Source organism: Billgrantia campisalis (assembly GCF_022341425.1).
Taxonomy (GTDB): Bacteria; Pseudomonadota; Gammaproteobacteria; order Pseudomonadales; family Halomonadaceae; genus Halomonas; species Halomonas campisalis.
Map to the genome: position 1 here is coordinate 18,970 of NZ_JABFUC010000006.1, position 14,953 is coordinate 33,922.

At 66.2% G+C, this 14,953-nt stretch carries 11 protein-coding genes; 6 read left to right on the forward strand and 5 right to left on the reverse strand.

Annotated elements, in window-relative coordinates; translation table 11 throughout:
• The first annotated feature begins 20 nt into the window (after positions 1 to 20).
• Positions 21 to 788 (forward strand): SDR family NAD(P)-dependent oxidoreductase, encoded by a 768-nt coding sequence (locus tag HOP52_RS08575; RefSeq protein WP_238976962.1) that lies wholly within the window; start codon positions 21 to 23, stop codon positions 786 to 788.
• A 78-nt stretch (positions 789 to 866) separates the two neighbouring features.
• Here the strand turns inward: HOP52_RS08575 and HOP52_RS08580 are convergent, their stop codons facing one another.
• Complete coding sequence (locus HOP52_RS08580; RefSeq protein ID WP_238976963.1) at positions 867 to 2,504, reverse strand: tetratricopeptide repeat protein; 1,638 nt, start codon at positions 2,502 to 2,504, stop codon at positions 867 to 869.
• Positions 2,505 to 2,920: 416 nt separating this feature from the next.
• On the opposite strand from HOP52_RS08580, the gene HOP52_RS08585 reads away from it, so the two are divergent.
• From HOP52_RS08585 to HOP52_RS08595, 3 genes are all read left to right on the forward strand, one after another.
• Entirely contained in the window at positions 2,921 to 4,732 is a 1,812-nt protein-coding gene (locus tag HOP52_RS08585; RefSeq protein WP_238976964.1) for an acyl-CoA dehydrogenase C-terminal domain-containing protein, read from the forward strand.
• A gap of 186 nt (positions 4,733 to 4,918) precedes the next feature.
• The gene (locus tag HOP52_RS08590; RefSeq protein ID WP_238976965.1) at positions 4,919 to 6,937 is read left to right on the forward strand and encodes a site-specific recombinase; all 2,019 of its coding nucleotides are present in this window, start codon (positions 4,919 to 4,921) and stop codon (positions 6,935 to 6,937) included.
• Positions 6,938 to 7,113: 176 nt separating this feature from the next.
• Complete coding sequence (locus tag HOP52_RS08595) at positions 7,114 to 8,079, forward strand: zinc-binding metallopeptidase family protein (protein WP_238976966.1); 966 nt, start codon at positions 7,114 to 7,116, stop codon at positions 8,077 to 8,079.
• Between the two features lie 92 nt (positions 8,080 to 8,171).
• Here HOP52_RS08595 and HOP52_RS08600 read toward each other — a convergent pair whose 3' ends face one another.
• The 4 genes from HOP52_RS08600 to HOP52_RS08615 all read right to left on the reverse strand — a co-directional run bounded on the left by HOP52_RS08600 (position 8,172) and on the right by HOP52_RS08615 (position 11,362).
• Positions 8,172 to 9,419 carry an ATP-grasp domain-containing protein gene (locus HOP52_RS08600; protein WP_238977168.1) on the reverse strand — a complete coding sequence of 416 codons (1,248 nt, stop codon included), beginning with the start codon at positions 9,417 to 9,419 and terminating at the stop codon, positions 8,172 to 8,174.
• Positions 9,420 to 9,608: 189 nt separating this feature from the next.
• The gene (locus tag HOP52_RS08605) at positions 9,609 to 9,890 is read right to left on the reverse strand and encodes a hypothetical protein (RefSeq protein WP_238976967.1); all 282 of its coding nucleotides are present in this window, start codon (positions 9,888 to 9,890) and stop codon (positions 9,609 to 9,611) included.
• A gap of 102 nt (positions 9,891 to 9,992) precedes the next feature.
• A complete protein-coding gene (locus HOP52_RS08610; protein WP_238976968.1) occupies positions 9,993 to 11,063 on the reverse strand; it encodes an alpha/beta hydrolase in 1,071 nt (356 codons plus the stop codon).
• Positions 11,060 to 11,362 (reverse strand): winged helix-turn-helix domain-containing protein, encoded by a 303-nt coding sequence (locus HOP52_RS08615; RefSeq protein ID WP_238976969.1) that lies wholly within the window; start codon positions 11,360 to 11,362, stop codon positions 11,060 to 11,062. Before HOP52_RS08615 ends, HOP52_RS08610 begins: the two co-directional genes overlap by 4 nt.
• A gap of 214 nt (positions 11,363 to 11,576) precedes the next feature.
• Here HOP52_RS08615 and HOP52_RS08620 point away from each other — a divergent pair, with 214 nt between their 5' ends.
• Both HOP52_RS08620 and HOP52_RS08625 read left to right on the forward strand, forming a co-directional pair.
• Positions 11,577 to 12,881, forward strand: a complete 1,305-nt coding sequence (locus tag HOP52_RS08620; RefSeq protein ID WP_238976970.1) for an ATP-grasp domain-containing protein — start codon at positions 11,577 to 11,579, stop codon at positions 12,879 to 12,881.
• Positions 12,882 to 12,909: 28 nt separating this feature from the next.
• Positions 12,910 to 14,934, forward strand: a complete 2,025-nt coding sequence (locus HOP52_RS08625; RefSeq protein WP_238976971.1) for a CocE/NonD family hydrolase — start codon at positions 12,910 to 12,912, stop codon at positions 14,932 to 14,934.
• Positions 14,935 to 14,953 lie beyond the last annotated feature (19 nt).

The window sequence follows — 14,953 nt, forward strand, 5'->3', positions numbered from 1 at the left end:
ACACTGTGGAGACAGGCTAGATGCAACTGAAGGACAACACCTTTCTGATTACCGGTGCCGCCTCCGGGCTGGGGGCGGCCACCGCCGAACGCATCGTCGCCGGCGGTGGCCGCGTGGTGCTCTGCGATCTCAGCGACGCGGTGGACGCCCATGCCGAGCGCCTGGGCGAGGCCGCCCGGGCCTGCCGTGGCGATGTCACCTCAGGCGACGACATCCAGGCCGCCGTGGACGCCGCCGTCGCCTTAAGCGGCGACCGGGGCCTTGCTGGCGTGGTGCACTGCGCGGGTATCGTCAGCGTGGCCAAGCTGGTCGACCGGGAGGGTAACCCCGCCGACCTGGACGCCTACGCCCGTACCGTCCAGATCAACCTGGTGGGCACCTTCAACGTCATGCGCCTGGCCGCCGCCGCCATGGCCGGCAACGCCCCCGGCGAGGACGGCGAGCGCGGGGTGATCATCAACACCGCCTCGGTGGCCGCCTTCGACGGTCAGGTAGGGCAGTGCGCCTACAGCGCCTCCAAGGCCGGAGTGGTGGGCATGAGCCTGCCGGCGGCCCGGGAGCTGTCGCGCCACGGCATCCGCGTCATGGCCATTGCGCCCGGGGTCTTCGAGACGCCGATGATGAGCGAGATCCCCGACGAGGCCGCCGCGGCGCTGGCCGCCTCGGTGCCCTTCCCCAAGCGGCTGGGCAAGCCCGACGAGTTCGCCCGGCTGGCCGAGCAGATCATCACCAACGCCATGCTCAACGGCGAGACGATCCGCCTCGACGGCGGTATCCGCATGCAGTAGGCCCTTCGGGCAGGGGCAAGGGGCGATGGGCGTTGCCCGCCCCTCGCGCTCTGCAACGCCTTCCCTGAGTGGCGGCGGTCAGGTCGCCACCCTGCGGCGACAGTAGCAGGAGGCCCGCACCGAGACCTCGGCGCGGGCCGCTGCGCGTTCCAACTGGGCCTTGATGTGCCGCGCCTCCAGGGTTTCACCGCGCCGGGTGAGGCACTCGTACAGTCCGTGCAGGCTCCAGACGTTCTGCGGGTGCTGGCAGGCGCGGCTCAGGGTGTCGTCGAGGCCGAGGTCGGCACGGTAGACCGCCTCCGCCTCGTCCACTCGCCCCTGATCCAGCAGCAATGCCCCCAGCGCGTGCCGGGTCGGCTGCATCCAGGCCCAGGGCTCGTCGTAGGGCAGGGTGTCGTCGAGCTCGACGGCCGTGTAGAGATGCGCGAAGGCGGCATCGTGGTGGCCGCTGTGGTAGGCCAGCTCGCCCAGCATCATCTGCTCGGCCACCTTCAGGATGTCCTCGGCCGTGTTGTTGAACAGCAGGCGGCTTTGGGGCACCGCCGCCTGGGCGGCAAAGAACCTGTCCCGTTCCACCTCGGCCTCCTCGATGTCGCCGGTATTGGCCAGGGCCACCGTTCGGGCGTAGCGCATCATCGCCAGCGTGGTGGCGTAGAGCGTCGCATCCTCGGGCAGCGGCTGGGCCAGAATGGCTTCCCACATCCCGAAGCGGATCAGTACATGCTGCTTCATGGGCACGAAGGCCTCGAACCAGTCGGCCATCTGGCGCAGCAGGGATTCGGGCAGCGTGGCGACCAGCTCGTCCGCCGCCTCCAGCGCCGGGGTCGGTTGGGCCAGGAACATCGCGCCGTAGATCTTGAAGTGGTAGTTGTGGCAGCGATACACCGTGTAGAAGTTTTCCGCCCCCTCCCGCTCGAGGAAGCGTCGGTCCGCGGCGATCGCCAGGGCGTTGCGGCTGACCACGTTATGATAGTCCCCGCAGAGCACATCGATATGGGTCGCCATGTGGATCAGATGGCCCGCATCGGGCACCAGGGTGCTGAGGCGGTCACCGTGGCGTAGCGCCAGTTCGGGATGCGGCGACATCTCCATCAGATGGATGTACATGTGCAGCAGGCCCGGATGCTCCCAGGCGTCCTCGACCTCGGCAAAGGCCCGCTCGAGGACCGCCTTCGCCTCGAGCGTGTCCGCACCTGCGGCGGGTTCACCGGTAGGCAGGTCCCAGAGTTGCCAGGGGGTGCGGTTCAGCAGGGCCTCGGCGAAGAGCGCCGCGACATCGAGGTCGTCAGGGTAGCTGCGATAGGCCTCGCGCATGGCGTCGGCATAGCCGTCGAGGCAGGGGCTGAAATCCTCGACCGTCTCTGCGGGCGCACGGTGCTGCACGGCCTGTATCAGTGCGCGCTCCACCGGCGAGACCCGCTCGACGAGTGACGCGGCCGCCTTCGCCGCCGGACGCGCCAGCGCCATGGCCTCGCGCTGCTCCTCCGGCTCGAGGGTTTCCCATTGCTGGTTATAGTTGGGGCCGGCCGCATGGGCAATGCCCCACTGCGCCATCGCGCAGTCCGGGTCCGCCGCGAGCGCCCGGCGAAAGCAGCCGATGGCCGCTTCGTGGTTGAAGCCGTAGAGCCAGATCAGCCCCTGATCGAACCAGCGTTGTGCCTGATCCGAGGAGGTGGTGACTGGCCGAGAGTAGTTGCCCAGCTGGTAGTCGCTCATCGAGACACTCCTCCTGACACTGGCGTTGCGACAGTGAGGCCGGCATGGCGACGTCGCGAAAGGCCGGGGTGTCCGAGGAGCCCACTTAGCGGTAGCTGCGGGGCTCACACGCCACCAGTAGGGGAGAGGCCAGCGTGCGGGTCACCATGAGCGGTGTCATGACTTGCCCGTTCTCATTTAGGCCTCAGTTTAGCAGAAGAGGCCGGAGTCAAGCGGACGAGGCCTGGCGGTCAGGTTCAGGCTCGGCCGCCAGCCAAGTCACATGCCGCGGTGCAGGTTGAGATCAAACGAACGCTTGACTTGTTGTCTCGTGGCGGCTAGTTTCAAACACATGTTTGAAATCGGCCGGCGTCGATTTCACACGCCCGACTTCAGGTGCCCCTCTGCGGCGCGATTGTGGATTTGGAGAGTTCGAGATGCCCGACTATCAGGCCCCCCTGCGTGACCTTCGCTTCGTGATGGATGAGCTGCTGGACTACCCGGCCCACTACGCACGCCTACCCGGCGGCGAGGAGGCTTCTCCCGACGTGGTGGCCGCCATCCTGGAGGAGGGCGCGCGTTTCGCCCGCGAGGTGCTGCTGCCGCTGAACCAGAGCGGCGACCAGGAGGGCTGCCTGCTGGAGGGCGGCGAGGTCAAGGCGCCCAAGGGCTTCAAGGCGGCCTACGCCCAGTACGTGGAGGGCGGCTGGCCGAGCCTCGCCGCCGACCCCGCCCACGGCGGACAGGGGCTGCCGCCGTCGCTCGCCATGGTGCTCAACGAGATGGTCTGCGCCACCAACCTGGCCTGGGGCATGTACCCGGGGCTCTCCCACGGCGCCGCCGACGCCCTGCGTCACCACGGCACCGATGAGCAGCAGGCCACCTACCTGACCAAACTGGTCGAGGGCACCTGGACTGGCACCATGTGTCTCACCGAGCCCCACTGCGGCACCGACCTCGGCCTGATCAAGACCCGCGCCGTACCCACCGACGATGGCGCCTTTGAGATCACCGGCACCAAGATCTTTATCTCCGCCGGCGAGCACGACATGGCCGAGAACATCGTCCACCTGGTGCTGGCCAAGTTGCCGGACGCCCCGGAGGGCTCGAAAGGGATCTCGCTGTTCGTAGTACCCAAGTTCCTGCCCAACGAGGCGGGGGAGCCCGGCGAGCGCAACGGTGTGGTATGTGGCTCCCTGGAGCACAAGATGGGCATCCACGGCAACGCCACCTGCGTGATGAACTTCGATGGCGCCAAGGGTTTCCTGGTGGGCGCGCCCAACAAGGGCCTGGCCTGCATGTTCACCATGATGAACGCCGCGCGCATCGGCGTGGGCATCCAGGGCCTGGGGCTCACCGAGGCGAGCTTCCAGAACGCCCTGGCCTATGCCCGTGACCGCCTGCAGATGCGCGCGCTTGCCGGCCCGAAGGCGCCCGAGAAGCCCGCCGACCCGATCATCGTTCATCCGGACGTGCGGCGCATGCTGCTGACCCAGAAGGCCTTCGCCGAGGGCGGCCGGATGCTGGTGCTCTACACCGCCCAGATGATCGATGTCGTCGAGCACGGTCAGGACGCCGCCGAGCGTGAGCAGGCCGAGACCCTGCTGGGTCTGCTGACCCCCATCGTCAAGGCGTTCCTCACCGAGGTGGGCTTCGAGGCCACCAACGAAGGGGTCCAGGTTTTCGGCGGCCACGGCTTCATCCAGGAGTGGGGCATGGAGCAGCTGGTGCGCGATGCTCGCATCACCCGCCTCTACGAGGGCACCACCGGCATCCAGGCCCTCGACCTGCTGGGCCGCAAGGTGCTGATGAGCCAGGGCGAGAGTCTCAAGGTCTTTACCAAGCAGATCCACAAGTTCTGCCAGGCGGAGGAGGGCAACACCGAACTGGCCGAATTCGTGCGTCCGCTGGCTAAGCTCAACGCCGAGTGGGGCGAGCTGACCATGGGCATCGGCATGAAGGCCATGAACGATCGCGAGGAAGTGGGGGCGGCCAGCGTCGACTACCTGATGTACTCGGGCTACGCGACCCTGGCCTACCTGTTCGCCCGCGCCGCCAAGCAGGCCCAGACGACCCTGGTCGAGGGCACTGACGATGCGGCCTTCTATCGCGCCAAGCTCAACACCGCGCGCTTCTTCTATCAGCGCCTGCTGCCGCGCACCCGCGCCCACAAGCAGGCCATCGAGGCCGGCGCCGAATCGCTGATGGCGCTCTCCAGCGAGGACTTCGGCCGCGGCTTCGAGCTCTGAACGCCTCGAGCATCTCTCTCGGTCAGCGCTGTTCTGATCGTTTCGCGGCGGGCCTTGCCCGCCGCTTTTTTAATGGGCTATCGCTGGCACCGGGGGTGGCCGGGAGGCATCATGGTCGCCCCGAACGCTTCACCGCCTGGCTCGGCCGCGCGGTGAAGCCCGAGACAGCATGGACCTCACGCCTGAATGACTGCCTTTTTCCGCCCTGAAAACGCCCTGGCCTCCCTTGCCGAAGGGGCAGGCCTGCAGGCCTGCCTGGGGAGCCTGTTCCACTACTTGCGTGCCGGCAGCCCCGAGCGGGCCAGCGAGCGGATGGATACGCTGGTGCGGCATCTGCGCGATCGACCGGAGCAGGCCCGCCGGCTGGCGGAAGGCATCTTCGGCCGCTTCTCCCGGTTGGAGATCTACCCGGCGCTGGTGCGGCTGGGGATCCTCTCCCGGGAGGGCCTGTTGCGGGAGATCACCACCCGGCTCTACGATCGACTCAACCCGCCGCCGGTGGATCGTGAGGACTCCAGCGACCTGCTGGCCAGCCTGATCACCCGCCACGACAAGCCCTGGCTCGAAGCCCTGCCCGCCGTCGCCTGGCTGCGGCTGGCCCGGGTCCTGTTGGCGGCCCTGGGTCCCGACACCCGTCACCAGGCTCGCGTGCACCTGGAAGACGAGTGCCTCTACGCCCTGGAGATGCTGGCCATCTGGGTGGCTGCGGAGGAGCTCGACCCGGAACTGATGCGCATCGATGCGCGCCTGACCCGCATCGACTCCCCCCTGATCGCCCTGCAGCGGGAGGTCCACGCCTTCGTGGAGCGGCGCTCCGCACCGCAAGATGGAATCGGCAGCGATGAAACCGAGGCCCTCGACCACCTCTGGGTGATGCTGGATCAATGCCGCGAGCAGGTCGCCCGCTTCCGGCGGCGCGGGGCCGGCAGCCTGGGGTCGTCCGCCAATGCCTCCCACCTGATCGAGCGCCTGGAAGAGACGCTCAAGCGCATCGAGAAGCTGGTCGTGCTGATCGGCCCGCAGTACCGGGTGGCCGGCCCGAGAACTGCGCTGCAGCTCTGGCAGGAGCTGCTGCTGGCGACGGCGGAGAAGGACAGCATCCGCGCCGTATGGAAGAAGAGCACGCGAATGGTGTCGCGCAGCGTCACCCAGAACAAGAGCGACCACGGCGAGCGCTACATCTCCCGCGATCTGCCCAGCTACCTGCGGCTGTTCGCCACCGCGGCCGGCGCCGGGGTGATCATCGCCGTGATGGCGCTGATCAAGATCACCATCGAGTCATGGGGGCTGGCGCCGCTGCCCCAGGCGGTGCTGGTCAGCCTGAACTATGGGCTGGGCTTCGTGCTGATCCACCTGCTGCACTTCACCATCGCCACCAAGCAGCCCGCCATGACCGCGGCCAGCTTTGCCGCCGAGGTGGAGCGCAATCGACACGGCAAGGCCCTGGGTCGCAAGCTGGCGAGGCTGCTGCGGGACGTGAACCGCTCCCAGTGGGGCGCCGTCTGGGGGAATGTCGCCGCGGCACTGGCGACCGCCTTCGCCATCACGGCGGCCACGCTGGCGGTCAGCGGCCAGGCGCTGTTCTCAAGCGAGCAGATCGCCTATCAGCTCAGGGCGATTTCGCCGCTGCACAGCCTGGCGCTGTTCTACGCGGCCATTGCCGGTGTCTGGCTGTTCTGCGCCGGCATCATGGCCGGTTTCTTCGACAACCGCGCCGACCATATCCGCCTGGAGCGGCGGCTGGTCGGGCATCCCGCCTTGCAGCGGCTGTCGCCGACGCGACGGGAGCGGTTGGCGCACTATCTGCACCACAACTACGGCGCCCTGGCCGGCAACTTCCTGTTTGGCGTGCTGCTCGGCATGACGGGGTATCTGGGGTATCTGCTGGGCCTGCCGCTGGACATCCGCCATGTGGCCTTTGCCTCGGCCAACCTGGGCTTTGCCAGCTTCAGCGATTTCCAGGGCTGGGGGAGCTTCCTGGTCGGGCTGCTGTTCGTGATGATGATCGGCTTCGTCAACCTCTGGGTGAGCTTCGCGCTGGCGCTGATGGTGGCGTTGCGCTCGCGGGGCTGTCGGATCGAGTCGAGCACCCTGCTGAGCGGCGTCAAGGAGGAGTTTCGCCGCGAGCCCCTGCGGTTCTTCCTGCCGACAGTTCGTTCCAGCAGGAAGGGCGGCGCCGGGGCAGGGCATCAGGAACGGCAGTGAACCTGCCGGTGAGGTGGTGCAGGGAGCATGAGCCCAGGGGCCTGTCGCTGTTCCGTTGGGCAGCGATGGCTGGCGGGGTGTCGACTGGATCAATGATAAGCTGCCAGAGGTAGCAGCATACAGCTCTATCGCTCCCCGGGGCCTGCCGCTCCGATCATCGTTCAGGAGCCACTGCCATGCGCGTCTTTGCCAACCCGGTCGGTTCTGGGTCTCTGTGGTTCGACAACCTTGCCACTGCCACCGGTACGCCGGTTGCCTATGATCCTCAGGCCAGGGCCTTCATTACCATGCCGCCTTTCTGCGCCAATCGCGATGTAATCGGCTGCAACTGGATCGCCCCCAAGCAGGGCGCCTTCTGTCGGGCCTGCGCCATGACTGAGCTGGCCCCGGATACCTCCATTCCCAATGCCGTTCCTCACTGGGCCAAGACCGAAGCCGCCAAGCGTTGGGTGCTCGACAACCTGGGGCGCTGGAACTGGTTTCGACCAGAGGATCCCGGTGCTCGCCCCGTATTTCACATGCTGGCTGAGGGCCACACCCCGGTGCCCATGGGGCATGTCGGGGGCGTGGTGACGATCAGTGTGGCGGAGGCAGACCCGATCTTGAGTACTACCCGCCGCGAGGCCCTGGAAGAGCCCTATCGCACCATGATCGGCCATATGCGTCACGAGATTGCGCATATGCTCTGGTGGCGACTCAGCCTACGGGACGATTTTCTCGACGCCTTCCGAACCACGTTCGGCGACGAGCGGCAGGACTATCCCGCGGCGCTCACGCGACACTATCACGAAGGGCCACCGCTTGATTGGCGCTCAAACTTCGTCAGCACCTATGCCTCCGCTCACCCCCACGAGGACTGGGCTGAAACCGCTTCCCACCTGCTACATCTCACCGATATCGCCGATAGTTTCGTTGCCGCAGGTCTCTCCTCTGCCGATCTGCCGCACCCCGGATGGGACCCCTACATGGAGGCGGATGCCGAGCATTTGATCCACGTGGCGACGCATCAGGTCATGGCGGTCAATCACATCAATCGTGCGATGGGGCTTTCGGATCTCTACCCCTTTGTGCTTTCCCAAGCGGTGCGCCGCAAACTCGTCTTCATGCACAGCTGGCTGCGCAGGGGTGCCCAGGGCCTTTGAACGCACAGGCGATGTCGGCAACGCTTCGCTCCTCGTTGGAGTCTGGCACGCAGCTAACCGAAGTCCACTGGGCTCGGAGGGTTGTTGCAGCGCTAGACGTAGAAGTCCAGCTCCTCTTGAGCCTTGAGCAGGTCCCGCATCGTGATCGGGTCGTCACCGAAGAAGAACAACAGGCCCCAGTGTGTGCCAAAAGCCGAGCGGTCCGGCACCGTTTCTTCGGTCGGCGCCACTAGCTCGTGGGACTCGAAGTACGGGTGCTCGATGGTTTCCTTCGGCATCTCCAGCTTGCTGACAACGCGGCGCCTGGGGTAGACGCCAAAGCAACCCGCGTAGCCTTTCGCGTCGACCACTTCCCGAGGGAAGAACGCATCGACCTCCTCCTGGGTGCTCTTGGGGTCGAAAACCAGCATCGATGCCTGATAGGCGCTGAACCCGTAGGCGCGCTCGATGAGCTCGAAGGCCTTGAAGCCGGGTGGGCGATAGGCGACCTCACCGAAGTACATTTCGCCGTCCGCCGCCACGAAGTACTCGGGGTGGATCAGGCCAAACTGGATGTCGAACGTCTTGATCAGCTTCTCGATCTGCTTGGTGATGGCGGGACGCCAGCTCTCGAGCTCCCGTGTGGCGGGAACGAATACCGAATACCCCAGGGTCACGTACTCGGAGATATTGAGGAACTTGATCTTGCCATCATGGATCCAGGCCTCGACGGCAAATTCCCAGCCATCGAGGTGGCTTTCCATCAGCAAGGGGTACTCTTCGGGCGGAATGCTGTCGATCTCATCAATCTTGCGGATCATGCGGTGTCCAAGGCAGCCGGCCTTGTCGAAGGCCTTGACATGAATCGGGTCATCGGGGTCGCCGTCGAGCTTGAGCAGCGTCTGGTTGACCCGCTTCATGAAGCGGATGATGTCATCTTTCTCGTGGGCTTCCTCGAAGATACCCACGCGAATGCCGCCCAGCTGGGCGCGTCGCTTCATCAGTGCCTTGTCCCGGAACAGGATGGACTGTCCGAACATGCGGGGGTTGTCCATCAGGACGGAGTTGATCGCGCCGGACCATTCGACGGTTTCCTCGAACAGCGGTATGGCCACGTCAACGCCTTCTTCCTTGAGCCGCTGCGCAATCTCCACGGAGCGATCATTCAGGCGCAGGAAGTCCCACTGCATGTACGGGATCTTGTTGGCTTCACAGAAATCGGCGGCCCAGTCGGGCGCCACCACCAGGTAGCGGCGGTCAAACTTCTGTGCGGCCTTGATGGCATTAACGCTCCAACCCAGCAGCGCGATATACCCCTTGCTGGGGTCCTTGGGCGTTTCGGTTCCTTTGACCGAATCCATTGTCGGGTCGAGCCAGCCTGAAACGTCTTTGGAGGTCGGGGTTTCTGATGCGGTCGACATATGTTGTTCTCCTTCTGCCCTGGGCAGAATTGGCGCTCGATGGCAAGCGGTCTCATCGAGCTCAAGTGCCAGGTATCTGAGGCTAGCGCCCCGACGCCCGGTTCTCTCGGGCCAGACGCATGGCACGACCTATTTCAACGGCGGGAATATCGGCCGGCTCGCCCGTTTTATGAGCGGATCATAGTGAAAGACATGGAGTCGGGGTGCGAACTGGGTCGCCGGTTGCGGATTGATCACCGGAATTTGCCGTAGTAAGAGGGTATCCAGTCCTCTGGCATCGAACATCAGGGGGGAGGCGTCTGCAACGGCATTCGCGACGGCAAGCCGCCCGATGGCGGCGTCGAGCGGCTTGGCAAGCTCGTCTGGGGAGCCATTGTCATGGTGGGCGGAACCGCGAAAATCTGCGCTCATACATTCACACTCTGCCCAATCTCGCCGGATGTCAATCTGATTTGCCGGGGCCATGCTTAGGGCATTTTGCCCTTCGCCGGGTCGATTGCCGTGGCGCCCATGTCAGTGGCAAAGCGCCTCGTGGGCCTGGTCGCGGCGCGTCTCGTGGCCGGAGGGCAGGTCGGCGGCGGTGTCCAGCAGCCAGGCAGCGATGTCCGCCTCGACCTGTTCCCGGCCGCTGTAGCGGGTCAGCATATGGTAGCCATCGGGGTAGAGCGCCAGGCGCCAGGGCGGCTCGCCCTGCGTCTCCTGTGGTGAAGGGAGGCGTTCGAGCAGGGCGCAGAAGGCCTCGGGCGGGATCACCTGATCCTCGTCGCCGTACAGGATAAGGGCGGGGCCGGGCAGGTCCGGGGCGGCGTCCAGCGCCCGGTCCATGGTGTCGGTCACCCCGTGCAGGGTGTCCATCCGGGCCCGGCGCAGGATCAGCGGGTCCTCGGCCAGCATCCGGCGTATCTCGGGGTCGTCGGTGGGCTCGATGCCCAGCTGCCGCGCGGTCTGTACCGAGAACGAGACCGAGGGGAACAGCCGGACCCCCAGCCAGAGGCCAAGCCGCTGGTACCAGGGCATGGCGGTCTGGCCCCAGGTCGCCGGGGCGATCAGTACGCTGCCGGCCACCGGCGGCGGGGCGTCATCGGTCATCGCCAGCATGACCACCGCCGCCCCCATGCTCTTGCCGATCAGGTAGAGCGGGGTCTCCGGATAGCGCTCCTGCAGCAGCCCTACGAGCAGTTCCACGTCCTTAACCAGCCGCCCATGGCCGGGCCAGATCCGGCGCTGCGCGGTGGTGCCGAAGCCGCGCTGGTCATGGGCATAGACGCGGATCCCGTGGGGCGCCAGCGCCCTGGCGAGCACCTCGAAGCTGCCGCCATGGTCGTTGAAGCCGTGCACCGCCAGGGCCACGGCACGCGGGTCCCCCTCGGCGGGCCAGTGCCGCAGCGGCAGGCGGTAGCCGTCATCGGCGATGACATGAAAGGGGGTGAGATGGGGCTGCTCGGTGCCGGGGCCGGGGGCCTGCAGGCTGGCGCGGCTGACGCAGCCGGCGATGCTGAGTGCCAGGCTGGCGCCCAGCGCCAACAGCGCAACGCTGCGCCTGAGCGCTGGTGGTCGTACGCGAGGATAAGGCCTGGGATTCATGGCACTCGGGGATAGCCAAGGGCCAGGCGGATTCGGTCCGCATGGGCTGATACCCAGTCGGGATCGATAGGCCCCCAGTCGCGGATCACATAGTGGCCACTGTTGTGTGGTTCGCCCGCCTGATGCACGAACGCGCAGTGGATATCGAGTTCGCCCAGTGCCTTGAGGGTGTCCTGGGCCGTGCGACGCGGCATGCCGGTGGCGGCCGTGATGGCGGGGACGCTGGCGATGCCGATCCGGATCAGGTGTGTCACATAGAGGCGACGATAGAAACTGGACTGGGTCTTGCTGAGCGGCATGAGGGCTTCCTGAGGGGCGCGCTGGGGCTTTTCCCGCCAGGGTAGGCGAGTCGGTGGGGGCGGGCAACAGGAGCGATCGCCAGTCAAAGCACGCCGCACCCTTGTTCGAGATCAAGTCGTTCCTGTGGAAATCTACCATGCTGAAAGAAGTGCTGGGTTCCCGTCGTCAGTCGGGTTGCCCCAGCTGTCGGGCATAAGCGTGGAGGCAGGAGCGATGTCCTGGAACGTGTTCGTAATCGGGCTCGATGCGCTCAGCCAGCGGCTGCTGCCGCAGCTGCGACACGCCGACGATTATGCCTTCTATGGCCTGCTGTCGCTGGATGAGGTGGTGCGAGCCAGGCAGTACCCCTTCAATCGTCTCGTGCAGGATGCGCTGGTGCAGCTGGAGCGCTTTCCCGGCTCGGTGGACGCCATCGTCGGCTACTGGGACTTCCCAACCAGTGCACTGCTCCCGGTGCTGCGTCGCCACCTCGGGCTGCCCGGCCCCTCCCTGGAGGCGGTGCTCAAGTGCGAGCATAAGGTCTGGAGCCGGCTCGAGCAGCTGCGCTCGGTGCCGGAGTGCATTCCGGCCTTCCAGGCCGTCGATCCCTTCGATGAGCGCGCAGTGGACAGCATTCGTATCGACTATCCTTTCTGGATCAAGCCGGTGAAGGCGCACTCATCTCATCTGGGCTTCCATGTCGCCGATGCGGTGCAGCTGCGCGAGGTGCTGCCGCAGATCCGCGCGGGTATCGGCCGTTTCGGCCGGCCTTTCGACGAGGTGATGGCGCAGGCCGAGCTGCCCGAGGAAGTAGCAGCGGTGACCGGGCACCACTGTATCGCCGAGTCGATCATCTCACACGGTCGGCAGTGCACACTGGAAGGCTACGTACAGCATGGCATGGTGCACCTGACGGGCGTTGTGGATAGCGTTCGGGATCATCGGTATCGCTCGGTGCTGATGCGCTACGAATATCCCTCGATGCTGCCCGCGGCGGTTCAGCAGCGCATGTTCGATGCTACCCGGCGCTTCATCGAGTGGATTGGCTATGACGATGCGCCGTTCAACATAGAGTTCTACCACGATCCAGAGCAGGACCGCATCTGGCTGCTGGAAATCAATGCGCGGGTCTCCCGCTCCCATGCGGCGATCTTCCAACTGGTCGACGGCGCACCGCATTTTCAGGTGATGGTGGACGTGGCGCTGGGCGTCGCACCGCGCATGCCGCACCGGGAGGGGCTATATGCCGTTGCCGCCAAGCAGATGCTGCGGGTCTTCGAGGACGGCATCGTGCGTCGGGTGCCGACGGTCGAAGAGGTTCGGCTGGTCGAGCAGACCTTTCCCGGTACCCAGGTCGAGATCAATGTCGATGAGGGGATGCGGCTATCCGATATGCGCCACCAGGATGCCTTCTCCTGGGAGTTAGCCACCCTGTTCGTGGGTGCCGAAAGCCACGACGAGCTGCTGGCCCGTATCGCGCTGTGCCGCGAGATGCTGCCGTTCGATATCGAGCCGCTGGTCGTCAACTCAAGCGCTTGAGCCGGGCCGGATAGGGGGGGGTAACGGCATGAAAGTGGTGAACGTTTTTCCCTATGGTGTCGAGTGCCACGACCCGGTCTGGATTCCCATGCCAGACGGCGTGCGCCTGTGCGCGCGTCTCTGGCTCCCCGAAGGTGCCGCTCAGCGCCCGGTGCCGGCGATCCTCGAGTACATTCCCTATCGCCTGCGGGATGGCTCCGCCCGACGCGATGCCATTCACCACCGCTACTTCGCCGGTCACGGCTACGCGGCGCTGCGCGTCGACCTGCGCGGCAGCGGTGATTCCGGGGGCGTCCTGAAGGACGAATACCTGGAGCAGGAGCTGGTCGACGGCGAGGCGATACTGCGCTGGCTCGCCGCTCAGCCCTGGTGCGACGGCCGGGTGGGCATGATCGGCATCTCCTGGGGGGGCTTCAATGGCCTGCAGCTGGCCGCGCGCCGCCCGCCGGCGCTCAAGGCCGTAGTCAGCGTCTGCTCCACCGACGACCGCTACGCAGACGATGTGCACTACATGGGCGGCTGTCTGCTGGGGGATAACCTCTCCTGGGCCTCCACCATGTTCGCCTATAACTCTCTACCGCCGGACCCCGACGTGGTGGGCGACGAGTGGCGAGAACTGTGGCATCAGCGGCTCGAGGGCAGCGGTCTGTGGCTGGCCACTTGGCTTGAACACCCGCATCGCGATGCCTACTGGCGGCACGGCTCCATCTGCGAGGACTTCTCGCGGATCGAAGTGCCAGTGCTGGCTGCCAGCGGCTGGGCCGACGGCTACTCCAATGCGGTGAAGCGGCTGGTGGCGGCGCTTCCTCAGTGCTGCAAGGGGCTGATCGGTCCCTGGAGCCACAAGTACCCCCACCTGGGCGAGCCGGGGCCGGCCATCGGTTTCCTGCAGGAGTGCCTGCGCTGGTGGGATCATTGGTTGAAGGGGCTGGAGCGGGGCGTGGAGGCGGATCCAGTGATCCGGGTGTGGATGCAGGACAGCATGCCGCCGACCACCCGCCCCGGCTGTCGCCCCGGCCGCTGGGTGGCGGAACCGGCCTGGCCGTCACCCAACGTCCAGTACTGGCGGCTGCCGTTGGCGCCGGGGCGGCTGACCCTGGACGGCAAGCGGCGTCGCGAGGAGAGCGCCCTGAACGTGCAGTCGCCGCTGAGCTGCGGACTGTTCGCCGGCAAGTGGTGTTCCTACGCCGCCGGACCCGACCTGGCCCACGACCAGCGGGAGGAGGATGGCGGGGCCCTGATCTTCGACACGCCGCCCCTCGACGAGGCCCTGGAGATGATGGGCGCGCCGGAGCTGGAGCTGGAGGTCGCCGCCGATCGTCCCGTGGCCATGCTGGCGGTGCGGCTCTCCGACGTGGCGCCGGACGACAAGGCCACCCGGGTCACCTATGGGCTGCTCAACCTGACCCACCGGGAGAGTCACGAGGCGCCCACGCCACTGGAGCCGGGGCGTCGCTATCGGGTCCGGGTGAAGCTGAACGATGCGGCCCAGGTCTTCCCCTGCGGCCATCGGCTGCGGCTGTCGCTTTCGACTTCCTATTGGCCGCTGGCCTGGCCGCCCCCCGAACCGGTGAGGCTGACGATCTTCGACAGTGGCAGCGCTCTGCACCTGCCCGTGCGTTCGTCGCGGGAGGAGGATGCCGCGCTGGTCACCTTCGGCGAGTCGGAGGGTGCATCGAGCATTGCGGCGACCCGGCTTGAGCCCGAGCACCACAACTGGTATGTGCATCGCGATCTCGCCGAGGATCTCTCGACCCTGGAGGTGATCAACGATAACGGCCGCATCCGCCTGGAGGACAGCGGGATCGAGGTGCAGACTCGGGCAGTGGAACGCTATGTTTCTCGAGCCGACGACTTCGCCTCGATCAAGGGCGAGACGCGCTGGGAGCGTTCGCTGAAGCGGGGGGACTGGGAGGTGAGCACGGTAACGCGCACCGTACTGACCTCCAGCGCCGAGGTGTTCCTGCTGCATGCGACCCTGGATGCCTACGAGGGCGAACGACGGGTCTTCTGTCGCTGCTGGGACCTCACCATTCCGCGTCGGTTGGTATAGCCGAACCGTTCGAAGGCTG